Annotated in this window: 14 protein-coding genes; 7 read left to right on the forward strand and 7 right to left on the reverse strand. The window is 39.1% G+C overall.

What is annotated here, in order from left to right; translation table 11 throughout:
- The 4 genes from LV92_RS17180 to LV92_RS17195 form a co-directional block, all read right to left on the reverse strand.
- Nucleotides 1–1551, reverse strand: coding sequence for a sulfatase family protein (locus LV92_RS17180; RefSeq protein ID WP_211323009.1), 1551 nt, complete (start codon nucleotides 1549–1551; stop codon nucleotides 1–3).
- 186 nt (nucleotides 1552–1737) lie between these two features.
- Nucleotides 1738–3243 carry a RagB/SusD family nutrient uptake outer membrane protein gene (locus tag LV92_RS17185; RefSeq protein WP_111624819.1) on the reverse strand — a complete coding sequence of 502 codons (1506 nt, stop codon included), beginning with the start codon at nucleotides 3241–3243 and terminating at the stop codon, nucleotides 1738–1740.
- Between the two features lie 15 nt (nucleotides 3244–3258).
- Nucleotides 3259–6645 carry a SusC/RagA family TonB-linked outer membrane protein gene (locus LV92_RS17190; protein ID WP_111624820.1) on the reverse strand — a complete coding sequence of 1129 codons (3387 nt, stop codon included), beginning with the start codon at nucleotides 6643–6645 and terminating at the stop codon, nucleotides 3259–3261.
- 170 nt (nucleotides 6646–6815) lie between these two features.
- On the reverse strand, nucleotides 6816–7982 hold the full coding sequence (locus LV92_RS17195) for a FecR family protein (RefSeq protein ID WP_111624821.1): 1167 nt from the start codon (nucleotides 7980–7982) through the stop codon (nucleotides 6816–6818).
- A gap of 110 nt (nucleotides 7983–8092) precedes the next feature.
- Between LV92_RS17195 and LV92_RS17200 the strand changes: the two genes are divergently transcribed.
- The 3 genes from LV92_RS17200 (at nucleotide 8093) to LV92_RS17210 (ending at nucleotide 11702) form a co-directional block, all read left to right on the forward strand.
- Nucleotides 8093–8689: an RNA polymerase sigma factor gene (locus LV92_RS17200; protein ID WP_111624822.1), complete on the forward strand. Its 597-nt coding sequence runs from the start codon at nucleotides 8093–8095 to the stop codon at nucleotides 8687–8689.
- A gap of 317 nt (nucleotides 8690–9006) precedes the next feature.
- Entirely contained in the window at nucleotides 9007–9471 is a 465-nt protein-coding gene (locus LV92_RS17205; protein ID WP_111624823.1) for a (2Fe-2S)-binding protein, read from the forward strand.
- Between the two features lie 32 nt (nucleotides 9472–9503).
- On the forward strand, nucleotides 9504–11702 hold the full coding sequence (locus LV92_RS17210) for a xanthine dehydrogenase family protein molybdopterin-binding subunit (RefSeq protein WP_111624824.1): 2199 nt from the start codon (nucleotides 9504–9506) through the stop codon (nucleotides 11700–11702).
- A 199-nt stretch (nucleotides 11703–11901) separates the two neighbouring features.
- Here the strand turns inward: LV92_RS17210 and LV92_RS17215 are convergent, their stop codons facing one another.
- A complete protein-coding gene (locus LV92_RS17215; protein ID WP_111624825.1) occupies nucleotides 11902–12255 on the reverse strand; it encodes a pyruvate kinase in 354 nt (117 codons plus the stop codon).
- A gap of 204 nt (nucleotides 12256–12459) precedes the next feature.
- Between LV92_RS17215 and LV92_RS17220 the strand changes: the two genes are divergently transcribed.
- Together LV92_RS17220 and LV92_RS17225 are read left to right on the forward strand one after the other, a co-directional pair.
- Complete coding sequence (locus LV92_RS17220; RefSeq protein ID WP_111624826.1) at nucleotides 12460–13038, forward strand: PhnA domain-containing protein; 579 nt, start codon at nucleotides 12460–12462, stop codon at nucleotides 13036–13038.
- A gap of 105 nt (nucleotides 13039–13143) precedes the next feature.
- Nucleotides 13144–14412 (forward strand): MFS transporter, encoded by a 1269-nt coding sequence (locus LV92_RS17225; RefSeq protein WP_111624827.1) that lies wholly within the window; start codon nucleotides 13144–13146, stop codon nucleotides 14410–14412.
- A gap of 37 nt (nucleotides 14413–14449) precedes the next feature.
- Here LV92_RS17225 and LV92_RS17230 read toward each other — a convergent pair whose 3' ends face one another.
- Nucleotides 14450–14911, reverse strand: coding sequence for a GNAT family N-acetyltransferase (locus LV92_RS17230; RefSeq protein ID WP_111624828.1), 462 nt, complete (start codon nucleotides 14909–14911; stop codon nucleotides 14450–14452).
- Nucleotides 14912–14947: 36 nt separating this feature from the next.
- Nucleotides 14948–16258: a phosphoribosylamine--glycine ligase gene (locus LV92_RS17235; protein WP_245946424.1), complete on the reverse strand. Its 1311-nt coding sequence runs from the start codon at nucleotides 16256–16258 to the stop codon at nucleotides 14948–14950.
- 412 nt (nucleotides 16259–16670) lie between these two features.
- Between LV92_RS17235 and LV92_RS17240 the strand changes: the two genes are divergently transcribed.
- Both LV92_RS17240 and LV92_RS17245 read left to right on the forward strand, forming a co-directional pair.
- Nucleotides 16671–17411: a tyrosine-protein phosphatase gene (locus LV92_RS17240; protein ID WP_111624829.1), complete on the forward strand. Its 741-nt coding sequence runs from the start codon at nucleotides 16671–16673 to the stop codon at nucleotides 17409–17411.
- 130 nt (nucleotides 17412–17541) lie between these two features.
- A complete protein-coding gene (locus LV92_RS17245; protein WP_111624830.1) occupies nucleotides 17542–18282 on the forward strand; it encodes a tyrosine-protein phosphatase in 741 nt (246 codons plus the stop codon).

Here is an 18282-nt window from a genome sequence, read left to right on the forward strand (position 1 = left end):
TTATTTTTTGGCATCATCCAAAAGCGTCAAAAGTTCCGCTACAACATCAGGGTGCTCCCCATAAACATTGTTGGTTTCCTTTGGATCTTCTCTCAAATTATACAAGGTTGCGTTTGGCTGTCCACCTTCAGCAACTATTTCATCGGGTTTGGTAAAACCTCCTGACCCTAGAGAGGTGGTTAACTTCCAGTCGCCCTTTCTAATAGCAAAAAAGCCGTTTAAGGAATGGTGCACTGTAAAATCCCGAATTGGTTCCTGTGCCTTTCCAGTAAATGCCGGTAACATATTGTAACTATCCTCCCCTGCTCCTTTTGGCAAATCTTTACCGACTATACCCGATAGTGTAGCCAATAAATCTGTAGTACAAAGAACTTGATCAGAAACACTACCTGGTTTTATTTTTCCCGGCCACCGCGCAATAAAAGGGATGCGATGTCCTCCTTCATATATATCCGCCTTCTGGCCTCTGTAAATATAATTGGCACGATGTTCAAATTCGGCCTTGTCTTCCTCCGTCCAATTAGAACCGTTGTCCGAGGTAACTATAATTAATGTGTTTTCTGCCTTACCGGATTCCTCCAAAGCTTGTAAAATAGCGCCCACAGTATTATCTACAAGGGATACAAAATCACCATAACGGCCTGCATTCGATTTTCCATTCACCTCTTCAGTTGGTAACCAAGGTGTGTGTGGTGCAGTTAATGGGAAATAAAGGAAAAATGGTTCCTTTGACTTCTTTTGTTCAGTTATATAATTTGTAGCCTTAAAAGTTAGATGATCCATTACTTTATTGAAGTCGAAGTTTGGAGCAACTTCTCCTGGTCTCCAAAAAACACCTCTTCCATCCTTGGCCTGACTTTTACCCTTTGTGTAGGCTGTAGGAAGTTCGGTAGCTTTTTCATTCTCCAAATATAGGTATGGGGTCATATCTAAAGAAGCCGGAATAATATAAGAATAGTTAAACCCCAATGTATTTGGGCCACTTACCATTTTACCGAAATCTACATTGCTATCGGCTCCTTCTTCAAATACTTTGTCCCACTCATATTTCGCAATGGGCTTATCCAAATTCTTTGCTTGCCATCCCAGCCCTAAATGCCATTTGCCAATACAAGCGGTATTGTAACCATTATCTTGCAGAAAGAAGGCCACGGTAGTACGATCGGATTCAATTAGTGGCGGATCATAACCCCACAAAACGCCTTCCTTTAATCTACTCCTCCACGCATAACGACCTGTGAGGATACCATATCTTGTGGGAGTGCAAACTGCTGAATTGGAATGTGCATCGGTAAAATGAATTCCTTCGTCCACGATCTTATCCATAAATGGCGTTTGAATTCCAGAATTTGCGTTGAGCGAAGACAAATCGCCATATCCCATGTCATCCGCTAAAATATAGACGATATTTGGACGATTGTCTTCCGTATTTTCCTCTTCCAAAGATTTTTTGGAGGCGTTTGAACCACAAGAAACAATTACCATAGAAAGGCACGCTATAAAAACCGGCCATGGACGTAAAAAAATGTATTTTCTATTAACTAATGTCATATTTCAATTATCTAAAATTATTCATATATAAAGATTGCTCTAACATCCTAAATTTCCACTTTTGCCACCAAGTCCTTGTAAAACCAAGCTTGAGAATACAAAATATGCCTGTAGAGGGTTTCTATGAATGTCTAGAAACCCTCATCGGCATTTAAATTTAGTTATGTAAGGACCTGAAATAGTATACTAGTACCCAGGATTCTGTTCTTGCAGGTTGGCGTTGTTGGAAAACTCTACCAAAGGTATTGGATATAGAAAATACGACTTACCTGTAATTGGATGTTGAATCAACCTGTTGCTGGGAAATGTAAGTTCTCCTTTGATATCCATTTGAAACTGGATCTTATCCCTTAAAATACCCCATCTATTCAAATCAAAATAACGTTTACTCTCAAAAGCCAGCTCTACCCTTCGTTCCTTTCTAATGGCTTCCCTAAACTCCTGTTGAGTGGTCAATGATAATGCATCAAGTGCTCCGAGTCCTGCGTTTACCCTGATTTCATTTAGAAGGTCGAAGGCTTCCCCATTAGGCACATAACCAATTTCATTTAATGCCTCAGCCCGCATTAGTAACACATCCGCATATCGAATAATAGGAAAATTCCATGTACTCTGCGTTATCGGCTGATCAACCTCATTGAAAAACTTATTAATATATAAAAGACTTCCCTTTGGTTGGTCGGGAAACAAGAAATTATCCAGGTCATAGCCTGCAAGGGTAACATCTTTTCGTTTATCACCTGGTTCGTATTCTTGAACAATACCATTACCAGAAGACAAACTTCCGCCTTCCCCGTTCCAGGTATCATCTGTGGGCAAATTAGCAGCACCACCTTGGAGATCAGGTGGAGAATAGGTGCCGCGGGAATTAATTGTTGTAGCCCCGGTCTCCCCTCCATATTGCACTTCAAAAATGGAACCAGGACCATTTTCCTGTGTGCCGTTAAAATTATCCGCATAATTCTCTAAAAGTCGTCCCTTCCCTATGATTTCGCTAGTATTTGAAACTGCCCCTTCCCATTCCTCCAATTCTAGATTTACGGTGGCCATCAATGCCAATGCTGCGTATTTCGTTGGCCTACCTACCTCTTGTCCTATGCCACCTGTATAGGTAGTAGGAAGAAGTGTTATTGCATCTCCCAAATCCAATTTTATTTGGGTATAAATCTCTGCAATGGAAGATCTGGGCAATTCGGCGTCCGCAGGTGTTTTTATCTCATTTACCAATAAGGGTACGCCTCCATAGAACCTTACCAAATTAAAATAGTAATATGCACGCATAAACTTGCTTTGCCCTTCTATTAAACGCCTCATTTCATCACTTGAAAACGATTCAACCAAAGGCAATCTTTCCAGCACGGTATTGGCCCGGGTAATCCCACGATAATGATTTTCCCAAGTCGTCTCTATAAGACCGAATGCTTCGTCAATATTAAAAATATCGGATTCCGTTTCTTTACGCCAAGTCCAAGTATCGTCACTTGATCTTCCGGCCATCTGCACCATGGTACCTCCATAAATGTTATGCAAAGGTTGAAATATGCCATTAACGCCCGTAATCAGTCCTTCTTCCGTAGACAATAGGGCATCCAAAGCTACTTGTCCTTCAGGCTCTGGTTCCAAAATTTTACTACAGTTATGGAACAATATTCCGATTAATACTAGACCTATATATTTTATATAATTATTCATGTTGTCATTTTTACGTTAAAAACCAATTTTCACCCCTAAGTTATATTGCTTGGTATTGGGATAAGGTGTATAATCTATACCAGCAGACAATAGGCTTTCCCTACTTGATGCCTCAGGATCCAAACCTGTGTACTTTGTAAAAGTCAGTAGATTGGTGGCCGATATTGTAAATTGGGCACTACTAATAAAAGATGTCTCGAATATTTTACCGGGAAGGTCATATGTTAGAGCAACGTTCTTAACCCTTAAAAAACTTGCATCTTCCAGAAAGCGGGTAGATGCCAAAGTGGCCAAGGTAGTGGTTGTACCTCCTTGGGAAGGTCTTGGGGAGGTCGCTGATGGATTATCAGGAGTCCAAAAATCGGCAGCTTCCGCAAAATTCTGTACAAAAGGAACTCCCCTAGAGAATAGGTTTCTAGCTGTGTTGTAGAGTTTATTTCCTGTTGCAAAATTCATAAAAACGGATAATGATAGATTCTTATAAGAAAAGGTATTGTCCATTCCCCCTATAAATTTTGGGTGAGGGTTACCTACAAAAGCTCTATCCCCAGCATCTAAAAGTCCATTATTGTTAAGATCCTTGTATTTTGGATCTCCCGGCACCGCATTAAACCATGTAGCTGCTTCCGCCTCTTCACCCAACTGCCACATACCGTCAAATATGTACATATTAAATGCGCCAACTGGTTTCCCAGCTACCGTTAAATTCGTTGGGACATTGGATAGAGGTATATTTTGGCCCGGTATTTCCAATGGTTCCCCAGCGGAATTACTCCCTATGTCCAACACTTCATTCTTATTGTAAGAGATATTGAAATCTGTGGACCATTTGAAATTTCCTGTCAGGTTTCTGGTGAAGATGGCAAATTCGACTCCAGAATTTCGCACCGAACCAATATTGACAATAGGAGGATTGGGCACACCCGCTGTCAAAGGAATAGGATTCTGAATCAATAGATCTTCAGATTTCTTATCGTAATAATCTATGGTACCACTAATTCTGCTCTTAAATAAGGCAAAATCAACACCAATATCCAATTGCTTGTTTGCCTCCCACTGTAAGGATGGATTTCCGATATTGGATGCCGAGTTGCCGACCACCACAGAATTACCAAAAATATAGGGGGTAGAGGCCGCCCTGGTTATAAACTCAAAATTACCAATATTCTGATTTCCAGTAAGGCCATAACTTACCCTAAACTTTAGGTCATTCAAAGTTGTGCTGTTCTTCAAAAAGTTTTCCTGCGAAACCCTCCAGGCAAGTGAGGCCGAAGGAAACACACCATATCTTTTATCCGGTCCGAAACGTGAAGATCCATCTCTCCTTACCGTCGCAGTTAATAAATATCGGTCATCAAAACCGTAGTTTAATCTTGCAAAGGTAGAGGCCAGTCCCCCCTTCACGTTACTTCCCGTACTATTAAAACTGGTCTGATTTGATAACTGATTCAAAGCATTATCAATGGTCCCCGTTCCAAACGCAGAAGTCCTGCGCAATAGGAATTGTTGAGCAGATACCCCTACCAATAATTTTAAATCATGCTTATCAAACTCTTTAGTATAATCCAAAGTGGCATCTGCCACCCAGTTGGTATCACTGTTATTGGATACTGTAACCGAGCCTTGGGTGTTGATCATTCTTCCAATTGAATAAATCGGATTATAGGCGTACCCCTCAACACGGACTAAATCGCCACCCAAATTGGTGTTAAAAAAAAGCCCATCCATAAGTCTGATATTCGCTTGGAAATTCCCCAGTAATCTTGTAGTGTTCAATTCTTTGGTAGGTAATAAAAGTGGAACCAAAGGATTGGAATTTGCACCAAAATATGGAGCCGATGCGGTATCTATATTGGCAAGTTCACCATTCTCATCATATGCCGGTGTGTAACTATGATGGTAAACAAAACCTCTATAACCCGTAGCACCCCAGTCATCCCCATCGGAATAGTTTTGAGGCTGGAAGCTCCCGGTAATATTAGTACTAATTTTAAGCCAATCGTTAACTTGTGAACTTAAATTGGTTCTTAAAGAATATGTTTTTATATCTGTATTCAACAAAATACCGGTACGGTTCTGGTACGAGGCGGAAGCCGAATATTGTGTGTTCTCGGTACCTCCAGAATAATTTAAATTATGAATTTGACGAATACCGGCACGTGTACCTAGGTCTTGCCAATCGTTATCTACTTGCCAAATAGGGTTACTTGGATCATCATAAACAGCAGTACTTCTATTGGAATTCTTAAAAGCCTCCACAAATAGTAATCTCTGCTGCTCTGTAGACATAACATCATAGCGTTCTGAAATATGTTCTATGCTTACATCTGAACTATATGTCAGTTGAGGTTTGCCAACTGTTCCTTTTTTCGTAGTAATAATCACTACACCATTGGCGGCCCTTGAACCATAGATAGCAGTGGCGGAAGCATCCTTCAATATGTCTATTGACGAAATATCTTTAGGGTTTATCGTGGAAAAATTTGCACTGACCAATGGAACACCATCTACAACAATTAAAGGTTCATTACTACCGGTCACAGATCCAACACCACGGATAGCTATTTGAAACTTTCCGTCCAGATCTCCACCTGATTGTCTAATTTGAACCCCACTACTGCGCCCCTGTAAAGCATCTGAAAAGTTTGCCGTAGGTCTACTCTGTAATTTTTCTTCGGAAATATTGGACACAGCTCCGGTGATATCCGACTTCTTTTGCACACCATAACCCACAACGACTACTTCATCAAGTCCCGCAGCACTTTCTTCCAGAACAATATTAACACTGGCCTGTCCATTAAGAGGAACTTCCTTGGTAGAGTACCCAATATAGGAAACCACTAAAGTTGCATTGGCATTGGCTACATCAATGGAAAAATTACCATCAAAATCGGCGGTAACCCCATTGGTAGTACCTTTTTCTACCACATTGGCACCCGCCAAAGGAATACCGTCGCTATCTGAAATCTGTCCGGAAACTATGCTCTGAAGTTTAATTGGACTATTCTGGATCACGTGATTGGGAGTATTGGTCCGAGCCTCACGCTCTTTAAGGAAAATTTGTTTATCTACCACATTGTGGGTGGTCTTAGTATTTCCAAATATCCTTTCAAGGATACTGGTAACCAATTCCTTATTGGCTTTTACACTAACTACACGGTTTAGATCAACTTCCTTTATTTGGTATACAAAATGAAAATCGGTTTTACTCTCTATTTCATCAATAAGCCTCTCTACGGTAACATTGTTAAGGTCCAATGTAATCTTTGTACGCTGAGCATAGGATGAATTGGCCTGCATGGTAAACAGTACCAAAAACATGAATAACATACTGATCTTCATCTTTAAACTGAGTTTAAGCAATGGGTACGACCTTCTCTTTTGGTCAAGAATTTTTTTCATACTTTTATAATGTTTGATTGTGGTTAAACGTAATGGTTAATCACTTCTACCGATCGGGAAATGGTGACGCATTTTCCGATTTTTTTATGAACCCTTACAAGGGCGGTGCAAAGTGGTTTTTTTGGTTGTTTTTAGTTCTTCATTGGCTGCATTTATTTAGTTTCTATTATTTAGTTTACAATTATTTCCTGGTCATTTATTACGGTATAATCAATATTGTACTCTCCCTTAAAGTAGTCCAATATTTTATGGATAGGCATATCCCCAAAACTGGCATTGAATTTGGCCGAAGCTAGTTTCGAATTTTTGTTGACGATCTTTACATCGTAGTGTCGCTCTAGTTTTTTTAGGATATTCTCGAAAGTCATATTCCTGAAGACCAATACCCCATTCACCCAGGAAGTATAGATACTGGTGACCACTTCTTCCGTAGTAATATTTCCCTCTGCATTATCATAACTCCCTTTAAGGCCCGGAATAAGCACTGTTCCTTCACCTCCATCGGATAATTCAGTTCCTGGATACATCCCTACAGAGCCCTCTACCAATACCACCTCTTTCAATTGATCTTCCGGATAAGCCGACACATTGAACTTTGTTCCAAACACCTTGATCTCCAAGTCAGCAGCATTTACAATAAACGGACGGTCCGTATCCTTTGCCACTTCAAGAAAGGCCTCACCTGTTAGGTACACCTTTCGCTCTTTGCCTACAATAAATTCAACGGGATACCTTAGGGACGAACCCGAATTTAAATAGGCCACGGAACCATCCGACAATTTTAGTTCAAAGTGCTTGCCATATGGTACATGAAGTGTGTTGTATATAGGTTCTCCCGTACCAGTCTTGCTCCCATTGGTATATACAAGTTGGTTGCCGACTTGGGAACCGACTACATTGCCTTCTGAGTCAATAACTTCTGAGGTGCCGTCTTCAGATATTACTTGAATATTACCATCCTCCCGTTCCAGCGTAATGAAATTCTCTTTAGGGCCGAATTCTTTGACAGGATTATCTTTGGTTACATTTTCATTGACAAAGTACCCCAAAGTCATTGATAATATTACAATTGCCGCATATTTCAGAACACTTCTGTACTTGAATCTTTCCAGATGGCTTTTGTCTTTCTTAATTTTATCAAGTAAAAGACGTTTTGATTTCTCTGTATCGTAGGATTTCATTTTACGGTCAATTCTATAATTTAATCTTATATAATCTTTAAAAAGTTGATCATTTGAAGGCTTATTTAGTTCAATTTCCAATTGATCCAACTCCTTACCTGAAATCGAAGACGTAATATATTTTACTATTAATTTATATACCTTTTTTGGTTTCATTAGCTACACAATTCATATTTATACGAAGCCATTTTAAGAAACCCTTATTTTTTTCACATTTTTTTTTCATATTTACCATATTATCGAACCAAAAAAAACCAAATCGAGAAATGAAGGGGAATTTTGAGAGCCAATCCGTTCTAATAGAAGGCCTAAAACAGGGTAATGAAGGTGCCTATGAATATTTGGTGGAACATTATCACAATAGACTATGTGTCTATGCCCACAGTCTTATAAGAGATGACCTGATGGCCGAAGACATTGTTCAAAGTGTTTTTGTGCAGGTATGGGAAAAGCGGCACAAACTTAAGCATGATTTTTCCTTGGAAAATTACCTTTATAAATCCGTTCATAATAAATTTATAGACCAGTACAGAAAAGGCAAGGCCGTAATGGCCCTCGAAAAAAAGTATATAGAAGCCTTGGAGTTGGCGGTTGAGGAAAAGGACGAATTACAAGAACAAAAAATATTGGGAATACTTTTTAATGCAATATATGAACTGCCCCCTAAATGCCAGCAGATTTTTCTAATGAGCAAAAAGGAAGGCCTTACGAATATTGAAATATCTGAATACCTTAACGTATCCAAAAAGACTGTAGAGGGGCAGATCACCAAGGCTTTTGGCATTCTTAGGGAAAAATTGGGCAAGAAATATGAGGTGATCATGATGGTGGTTTTTGGCAGCGAAACTGAACGTCTTATTTAAAAGACTTCCTACACGATTATCTATTTTATTTGACGATAAAATCTCTCAGCTCATAAAATTGGTACTGCCATCACCATTATTTTGGGATAAATTCTTGGTTGCACCAAGATTCTAAATCCCTTTCTATAAACAATTGGGCAAACATTGGACTTATTAAATTACTGGCCTCCACATTATAATTGAACTTATGAACCTAGATCATAACCAGGGAATTAAACACAAAATTAGGTACATTCTTGATAAAAACTTTGGTACACCCCTAATATGAATCCAATAATTTCGTAAATTCAACATAATCACACTCTTATATTAAAATCATGGCAAATTTCAATCTAAAAATCAACGGAAAAACCCAGCAATTGGATGTGGATCCCACTACACCCATGCTTTGGGTATTACGAGACCATTTGAAATTGGTAGGTACCAAATACGGTTGCGGTATTTCACAATGTGGTGCGTGTACCATACATCTTGGCGATAATGCCGTACGCTCTTGCCAATTGCCTGTTTCGGCTGTGGGCAACCAAGAGATTACGACCATCGAAGGTCTATCTGAAAACGGCGATCATCCCGTGCAACTGGCATGGATGGAGGAGGATGTGTATCAATGTGGCTATTGTCAGGCTGGACAGATCATGAACGCGAGTGCATTTCTAAAAAAGAATCCAAATCCGACCGATGAAGAGATCGAAGGAGCTATGAATGGAAATATTTGTCGCTGTGGCACGTACTTACGAATTAAGAAGGCTATCAAGACCGCCGCTAATTCAAAAATCGCTTAAAAATTACCAGGTACATCAAAAAAAGTAAAATCATGACACTGATAAAAACTCAATATAATCGTCGTTCCTTTATAAAAGTTTCAGCCGCCGCAGGTGGTGGTATGCTCATTGGGTTTAGCTGGCTCAACGGCTGTAAGCCAAATACACCTGAACCGGAGGCGGGAGTAGCAATGCCTAAAGAATGGTTCGAAATCAACGGATATATTAAAATTGGGGACACTGGAATGGTAACCATATATTCCCCCAATCCTGAAATAGGACAAAACGTGCGTACCTCCATGCCCATGATTGTAGCAGAAGAGTTGGATGTACCTTGGGAAAATGTGGTAGTAGAACAGGCGCCCTTAAACACAGGATGGTACCAAAACCAATTTGCAGGCGGAAGTCTGTCCATACGGTTAAGCTGGAATGCACTGCGTATGGCAGGAGCAACTGGCAGAAGAATGTTATTGGAAGCAGCTGCAAAAGAATGGGGCGTACAGTTGTCTGATCTGACCGCTAGTAATGGGGTAATCAAAGAGAATGTTGGAGAACGAACAGTTACCTACGGAGAGATTGCCTCCAAGGCAGTTGGAATTGAAGTACCAAAGGAAGTGGAGCTAAAAGGAATCAAGGATTTCAAATTAATAGGCAGCAGTATCAAGAATGTAGACGGTAAAAAAATAGTCACAGGCCAACCTTTATTTGGACTGGATTTCCATAGGGATGGTATGCATCTGGCCATGATCCAACACCCTCCGGCTTTTGGTATGACAGTCAAAGACTTTAACGAAGCGGAGATAAAAAGTATGCCCGGGGTAAAGGATGCCTTTATTGTTGATACTACTGTTGAAGAACCCGGTGGGTTCGACGAAAAAGGTTTTAAACAGTTAATTGCCATCGTTGGCGAATCTACCTGGCAATTAATGCAAGCCAAAAAGGCCCTAAAAGCTAATTGGGAAACTACTGGAGAATTGGAAAGTTCCGAAATACATGTAAAAAGACTGGAAAAAGCGCTGGTGTCCGGGGAGGTACAGGAAAGTAGAAGGGATGGAAATCCGGAAGCCGCCTTTAAAAAAGCCGCTAAAATTATTGAACGAACCTATAGTGCCCCTTTCATTGCCCACAATACCTTGGAACCAATGAACTTTTTTGCCAATGTCACGGAGGATTCGGCAGAACTTATTGGTCCAACACAAACTCCTGAAGCCCTGGAAGGTTCGGTAGCCAAATTATTAAATCTGCCACTGGAAAATGTAACGGTAAACATGACTCGTATAGGTGGGGGTTTTGGAAGAAGGCTTTATGTACATTTTGGAGTTGAAGCAGCTGCCATTTCAAAAAAAATAGGGGCTCCGGTTAAACTTATATATAGCAGAGAGGATGATATGACCCAAGGAACCTATCGCCCAACCTATCGTTCTGTCTATAAAGCGGGACTCGATGAAAACAATAATCTAATCGCTTTCACCGTAAAGGGTGCCGGATTACCCGAAGGTCCTGTATTTCCAAACCGATTCCCGGCTGGGGCAGTTGAGAATTATTCCGCCGAAAAAATTAAGGCGCCAACCAATGTTACCACTGGGGCCTGGCGGGCACCAAGATCTAATTTTACGGCGGGGGCCGAACAAGCTTTTCTTGACGAAGTGGCTGAAGACGCAGGCAAAGATCCTATTGATTTTCGTTTGGAATTATTTGATCGTGCCATAAAAGACCCCGTAGGGGAAAAACATGAATACGAAGCAGAGCGCTATGCAGGAGTTTTAAAACTGGTCAAGGAAAAAGCCGATTGGGGAACAACAAAACCCAATGTTCATCGTGGAGTAGCTGCCTATTTTTGTCATTCAACTTATGTTGCTGAAGTATTTGATATGGTCCTCAACAATGGACAGCCAATTGTGGAGAAGGTATGGTGTGCTGTAGATTGCGGTATTGTAGTTAACAGGGATGCCGCCAAGAATATGATTCAAGGTGGTGTTATCGATGGCATTGGACATTCCATGTATAGCCAGCTGACCTTTGAAAATGGGGCGCCCAAACAGATGAATTTCGACAAATATCAGTTGATCAGACATTCACAGGCACCAAAGGAAATCGAGGTTTTCTTTGTTGAAAACGAAATAGACCCAACAGGATTGGGTGAGCCAGGTCTGCCGCCTGCTATAGGGGCTTTGGCCAATGCCCTGTACAAAGCAACGGGACAGCGGCATTACCATCAACCCTTTGTAACCGAAAAACAGGTAGTGGGATAGGGAAATTGGATTTGGTGAAATTCCCGTATAGGTCTTATAAACTGATATTATGGAAGTCTGTAAATTTTAATGTGAAAATAAATATCTAATATCAGGATTTAAGCACGTGGCCATCAAAGAATATTTATTCTATATGAAGCATCACAGGCATTAGTATATGCTATATTTATTAGCGAGCAGCTAAAAAAGCTACATTTAACTAAAGTATTCCCTTTTCCTTAAATATATTATAGATCATTGTTTTTTCTAAAAAATTAAAGGAACGATCCCTAAACCAGTCGTGTATGGCAATCATTTCATTCTCCTTTTTTGCTTTACGCAAAATCTCATCGGACACTATATGCCAATATACCCATCTGTTTTTGGCAAGCGCATAACCAATTTCGTCGTTGATCAAGGATCTTACGGGTTTATTTCTTAATCTAACCCCATTCTCCAAGACCGCCAAAGTCTTGGTAAGACGTACCACTTCCGAAAATGAATACCTAAAAAAATCGCCAAATCCGTTTTGACCTACATTATATAATCTGTCCCCTACCTTTAAGTCTTCCATTAAAAAAAGGAAACAAAAGTAAAGGTCTATACCTCTTAAATAAACTTAAACTACCAGAACTTATAAACAATGGCAAACTAAAACAACGACTCGAATAAAATGCATTAATTTGGTTTTCATTAAAATCCATCCACCCATTTTTTACATTTCCATAGCAACCATTTATTCAATTCGTTTACATTTGTCCCTATAAAATCTATTACAATGAATATTGAAAGGGAATTGGGCAAAAGAAGCAATCACCAATGTGAGTTATGCGCCAGTACTGAAAAATTAAGTGTATTTGAAGTTCAACCACCCAAAAATGGAGGTTTGGAAGCCAATCTATTGATTTGTGAAATCTGTAGGGATCAAATTGAAAATCCTGATAACACAGATCCAAATCATTGGCGCTGTTTAAATGATAGTATGTGGAGTGAGCATACACCAGTAAAGGTAATGGCCTGGCGTATGTTGAGCAGGTTAAGAAAGGAAGGCTGGCCCCAGGATTTATTGGATATGTTTTATTTGGAGGATGAGGTATTGGAATGGGCAAAAGCTACTGGTGAAGGTGCCCCTTCCGAGAATCAAATAATACATCGCGACAGCAATGGTGCCGTTATTGAAGCAGGTGACAGTGTTGTCCTTATCAAGGACCTACCTGTAAAGGGGTCCAGTATGGTAGCCAAAAGAGGTACGGCCGTAAGACGTGTTTCCCTTGATCATGAAAATGCGGAATACATAGAAGGAAAAGTTGATGGCCAACAAATTGTTATCCTAACAAAATTTGTTAAGAAAATATAGTTCCTGTTTACCAATAAATGAAATCTGAATACTGGTAGGCAATAGTATTACTTATTGTCCAACACGGGAATATACTTTAATATCTAGGTTAATATTGTATGGTTCATGGCAAATAGAGACCCCTATGCTGCACTGAGATATAAGGAATTCAACGTTTTTTTGTTGGTCCGTTTTGCCATGGTCTTTGCATGGTCCATGCAATTTGTGGTTATAGAATGGGAAGTATATTCTTTAACCAAAAATCCACTTTCCTTGGGGATGATCGGACTTATGGAGGTCATTCCAGCGGTCTCATTGGCTTTGTTTGCCGGTCATATTGTTGATCAAAAGGAAAAAAAGGGACTGCTCTTAAAATGTATTTTAGGTTTTTCTGTAATAAGCTTGGGATTGTTTTTGCTCACTTGGCCCAAAATAGTACAGGATTGGTCTAAAAACACCATTTTGTATTCCATTTATTTTTTAGTATTTCTAGGTGGTATTGTAAGGGCATTTTTAGGGCCGACTATATTTTCCCTATTTGCATTGATCGTCCCAAAAAAAGTATATCCCAATGCCGCCACATGGAGTAGTTCCGTTTGGCAAATGGCAGCCGTCCTAGGCCCTGCCTTGGCAGGATTTAGCATAAATTTAATAGGGGTACATTGGTCCATGTGCCTCATTTTTGCCTTTTCTTTAATGGCGCTCCTTATTTTAACCAAAATTAAAAAGAAACCTATTTTGAACCCCAATATCGGGGAACCGGTAATAAAAAGTTTAAAAGAAGGAGTAAAATTTGTATTTGGAACTAAAATTATTTTGGGAGCCATCACCTTGGATATGGTTGCCGTACTTTTTGGTGGAGCCATAGCCCTGTTGCCCATTTATGCCCAGGATATACTAAAAGTGGGTCCGGAGGGATTTGGAATTTTACGTGCCGCACCGGCCGTGGGAGCATTGATAATCATGTTTACCTCCGCCTATTTTCCGTTAAATAAACACGCGGGTTTAAAACTTCTGGGATCCATTTTTGGTTTTGGCCTATGTATAATTGCCTTCGGACTTTCCACTTCGTTCTGGATTTCCGTAATAGCACTTTTTTTTAGTGGTGTTACCGATGGAATTTCCATGATCATTAGACAAACTATTTTACAATTAAGGACACCAGATCATATGCGTGGAAGGGTAGCTTCAGTGAATTCCATGTTCGTTGGATCTTCCAACGAGTTGGGAGCCTTTGAAAGTGGACTTACCGCCAAATTGATGGGCACGGTCACAGCGGTCGTTTTTGGTGGTTGTATGACCTTAATTACGGTAATATTCACTGGTGCCATCTCCCCTACCTTTAGAAAACTGGATCTGAGAAAAGATTTGGAGGAACACGAAAATGGTATTTAGCAAATACCACTTCAATTCCCTTCAAAAAGATCCAATACTATTTGCCTTTTTCAGGTTGATATATTAAAATCCATTCCGGGTTAGCCTTATCCCTACTTGTAGAAACACACTTAAATCCATTTTTCTCGTAGAATGACCTTAACCCCTCCTCCTCTATGGTTAGCCAATAAGATTGATCGGGAAATTGGTCCTTTAAAGCAGTAAGCCATTCTGAACCCAAGGACTTACCACGATACTTGGTATCGACAAATAAAAAACCAATATAATGAAAATTGGCGGTCACATATTTTTGCCACTCCTCAATTTCAAAATCCGTCATATTTGGAGGGGCCGTCCTAAATACAATTCCCCCTGCGCTTATCTCCAAGTCATCCTTAAATACATAGACAGTCGCATTATTCTTGTAATCGTCCCAAACAGATTCAATTACTTCTTGCCAATCTTCTGGAAGAATTTTAAAATAACTACGTCCGTCAAGTCCTAAATTTATCAGTCCCATATAAAGTTATCTACGTCTACAATGACTGGCTATTCCCTATAGCAGTCCCCAAGACCACAGGCGGTCAAAATCATCGGACCACCTATCACCAATATCGGTTCTATAGTAAACATTATTAATAATGATATTACTTATCCTATTCTGCATCATTTTTTGAGCATCTTTCATAGTAAGTCCCGTTCCCGTGACCAATAAAGCAATACCCGTATTTCCGGTAATCAGCCATTCATCATTAATTTTCTTGAGATGCATGGGATGCACACCATCTTTCATGTCCTTTTTGAATACGATGACAGAATCTTTAGAAAATAGTTCAAAGGTCTTTTTATCCTCGAAGGGAAATGGGGGTACCACCATATAGGCCCCTACCTGAAATCCCTTTCTAACATTGATCCTAAAATTCTCTCCGGAGGCCAACTTATAAAACATGTTTCCGAGCGGTTCCATAATTCCGGCACGTTGTATAAATATCTGTGGGTATCCAAATCTGGAAGTGAATTCCAAGGGATAAATTCCATTACCGTTTACAATGCAATTAATATCCAATTGTCCTATAAAACCACCTTTGGCCAAAGAACCTTCAAACTTTTTTAAGGTCGCCTCAAAAATAGGGGAATCCTTGGTCCAGAACATACTGGATCCCATCTCCCCAGTAGATACGCCCAATTCTTTTGGGAAAAGCTTCTTATGCTCGAAAGTAATATTTATGGGATATATAAACTCCTTCCCATTAAAATAGGCAGACGCGGACACCTCCACCCCTTTTACCTTACGCTGCAATTGGAAATTGCCAAAATCATTACCCCAGGATTTCTCGTAAGCTTTTAAAACCCGGATTACATCAAGTCCTTCATCATCACTGCCCACAAATAACAATTGTTTATATTCTTGGGTTTCGCCAGATGGCTTTATCACATAGGCATTGGGATTGGCCTTGACATAGTCGATGGCATCCTGAAAGTTAAAAAACTCTTTGGATGGCAATATTTTTATACCGTGTTTCTTTAATTCTGCCTGTCCAAAATTACGGTCCAATTCCAAAAGATCTGAATATTCAGTTCCTCCGACCACTAATTTACCTTGTGCCCTTAATTCCGAACATATTTTACCATAACCGGTATAATCAAAAATAAGGACATCCGCCCAATCGATATAGCTTTTCCAGTCTTTGGCCTTTTGCACAAACCCATAGCCTATTTCCCTTGAGGGTTTATCTTCAATATACATTTTAACGGAGTGGCCTTCGTTCAAAATGGCAACCGCCATATCCAATGTTTCCCCCCATCGGGATACGATCAAGAAATTTCGTTTAATTTCTATTTGACTTTTTAATTTCTCTTTTTTCAATTTATTGAGATATATTAATTTTTCAAGAATTAGTTAGCAAATTTATTTGAAACTATAGTGCACAAAGTAAAGTTTTCAAATGTAAAATAGGCTGAAAACCAGCTATTTCCCTTCTAAAACAAAACAATTTTAATAAATATTCGTTAATGTAATTCGGCGTCCAATGTTTGGGACGGTATAGCATAACAATGATATGCCCGAATTGTAGAGTAGGTTTCAATATACCAAGCTAGTGCCCAATAGTGAATAAATTTGAAACAAATATATGCGAAAATTAAATATCTAATTAAATATATGGTAAAAATTATAATCAACTTTAGCCCCATACGAGTCCTAATAAGACCATAAGTTGGTTTTGACGAACCCTAGTGTTTATCCAATTGATATACTTCATAAGTATCAAATACTACAAATGTTCCAAATATTAAATAAGAAAAAATTTCTGGTAGACTATCTAGGACACTTCGTAGATATCCATAGTCATATTCTACCTGGACTCGATGACGGGGCTAAAAATATTTCGGACTCTTTGGATTTAATAAACGGTTTTAATGAAATTGGCATTACGCATATAATAACTACTCCCCATGTTAGTCAAAACTACTACCCAAATACGGACGAAATTATTCATTGTGCACATAACCAGGTTCAAAATCAATTATTGGAATTAGGCCTAAGGCACATTGCCTTGGAATCATCCTCGGAATATATGATAGATCCAAATTTTGAGAATTTACTGGACCAAAAACACATAGCCCCAATTCGCAATAAATTTTTATTAGTGGAAATGCCCTTTCTACAAACCCCGATCAACTTTGACCAAGCCATTTTTAAAATAGCAACCAAGGGCTATAATCCAATATTGGCACATCCAGAGCGTTACTTTTTTCTCCATAGCAATTACAAAAAATATCAAGACTTTAAATCCAAAGGAATTTTTCTTCAATTAAATTTACTGTCACTTAGCAACTATTATGGAAAGCAAGTGTCAAAAATCGCGGAAAAGCTTCTGATGGACAATCATATAGACTTTGCCGGTACGGACATACACAATGTAAGGCAATTGGAATTACTCAAAGACATAAAACTAAGTAATAGTACCTTGAATAAGTTAATGCCTATTTTAAACAGGAACGTGGAAACTTTCTATTAAATTTTCGTTTGAAAACCGACAAAAAGACTCTGGTACTCCCTTCAATTTTGTAGTCAAAAACACAATTGCCCTGATGGATATTCAATAATAATAATTAATAATATCCTACCTTTGCTGGAAATTACCATTCATGTTTTATTTTTTTCAGAAGAAAAAATTCGTTGTAGACTCCCTTGAAAATTTTATAGACATACATAATCACATTCTACCTGGAATTGATGATGGTGCCAAAACTGTGGAAGATTCAATTGAACTAATAGAGGGGTTCTCGGATATTGGTATAAAAAAATTCATTGCCACCCCCCATATCATGCATAATTATTATCCCAATGATCATGAATCTATCCACGCCGCATATGGAAAGTTACAAAACAAGCTTTTAAGTGGAAACATGAAAGAAATCACTTTGGATGTGGCTGCGGAACATATGATAGATTCCAATTTTGATCACCTTCTTGAGCAGGAAAAAGTTATGCCTTTAAGAAATAATTATTTATTGATAGAAATGTCCTACTTACAGCCCCCCATCAATTTTGATGAGGCAATTTTAAATATAGCCGCCCATAGGTATTTCCCAATTCTGGCCCATCCCGAAAGATATTCTTTCCTACATCTAGAATCCTCTAAATTTCAAAAATATAAGAAAAATGGAATTTTATTTCAGATGAATCTATTATCCTTGGGTCAATTCTATGGGAAAGACGTACAAAAAAAGGCACACAAACTTCTACAAAACGGATTAATAGATTATGTAGCCTCGGATGTCCATAATCAACAACAGTTACAAAGTATAAAGGAATTACAACTGAGCAATAACCTCATAAAATTGCTTTATCCTGTTATTGAAAAAACGATAGGCGATTTCTATTAA

This window comes from Arenibacter echinorum (assembly GCF_003259375.1).
Lineage (GTDB): Bacteria > Bacteroidota > Bacteroidia > Flavobacteriales > Flavobacteriaceae > Arenibacter > Arenibacter echinorum.

Bases quoted from the DNA above. Each gene is read 5' to 3' on its own strand.
- LV92_RS17200 (WP_111624822.1), top strand. From the start codon at position 8,093: ATGAAGGGGAATTTTGAGAGCCAATCCGTTCTAATAGAAGGCCTAAAA.
- LV92_RS17215 (WP_111624825.1), bottom strand. From the start codon at position 12,255: ATGGAAGACTTAAAGGTAGGGGACAGATTATATAATGTAGGTCAAAAC.
- LV92_RS17245 (WP_111624830.1), top strand. From the start codon at position 17,542: ATGTTTTATTTTTTTCAGAAGAAAAAATTCGTTGTAGACTCCCTTGAA.
- LV92_RS17180 (WP_211323009.1), bottom strand. From the start codon at position 1,551: ATGACATTAGTTAATAGAAAATACATTTTTTTACGTCCATGGCCGGTT.
- LV92_RS17220 (WP_111624826.1), top strand. From the start codon at position 12,460: ATGAATATTGAAAGGGAATTGGGCAAAAGAAGCAATCACCAATGTGAG.
- LV92_RS17240 (WP_111624829.1), top strand. From the start codon at position 16,671: ATGTTCCAAATATTAAATAAGAAAAAATTTCTGGTAGACTATCTAGGA.
- LV92_RS17185 (WP_111624819.1), bottom strand. From the start codon at position 3,243: ATGAATAATTATATAAAATATATAGGTCTAGTATTAATCGGAATATTG.
- LV92_RS17195 (WP_111624821.1), bottom strand. From the start codon at position 7,982: ATGAAACCAAAAAAGGTATATAAATTAATAGTAAAATATATTACGTCT.
- LV92_RS17205 (WP_111624823.1), top strand. From the start codon at position 9,007: ATGGCAAATTTCAATCTAAAAATCAACGGAAAAACCCAGCAATTGGAT.
- LV92_RS17225 (WP_111624827.1), top strand. From the start codon at position 13,144: ATGGCAAATAGAGACCCCTATGCTGCACTGAGATATAAGGAATTCAAC.
- LV92_RS17230 (WP_111624828.1), bottom strand. From the start codon at position 14,911: ATGGGACTGATAAATTTAGGACTTGACGGACGTAGTTATTTTAAAATT.
- LV92_RS17210 (WP_111624824.1), top strand. From the start codon at position 9,504: ATGACACTGATAAAAACTCAATATAATCGTCGTTCCTTTATAAAAGTT.
- LV92_RS17190 (WP_111624820.1), bottom strand. From the start codon at position 6,645: ATGAAAAAAATTCTTGACCAAAAGAGAAGGTCGTACCCATTGCTTAAA.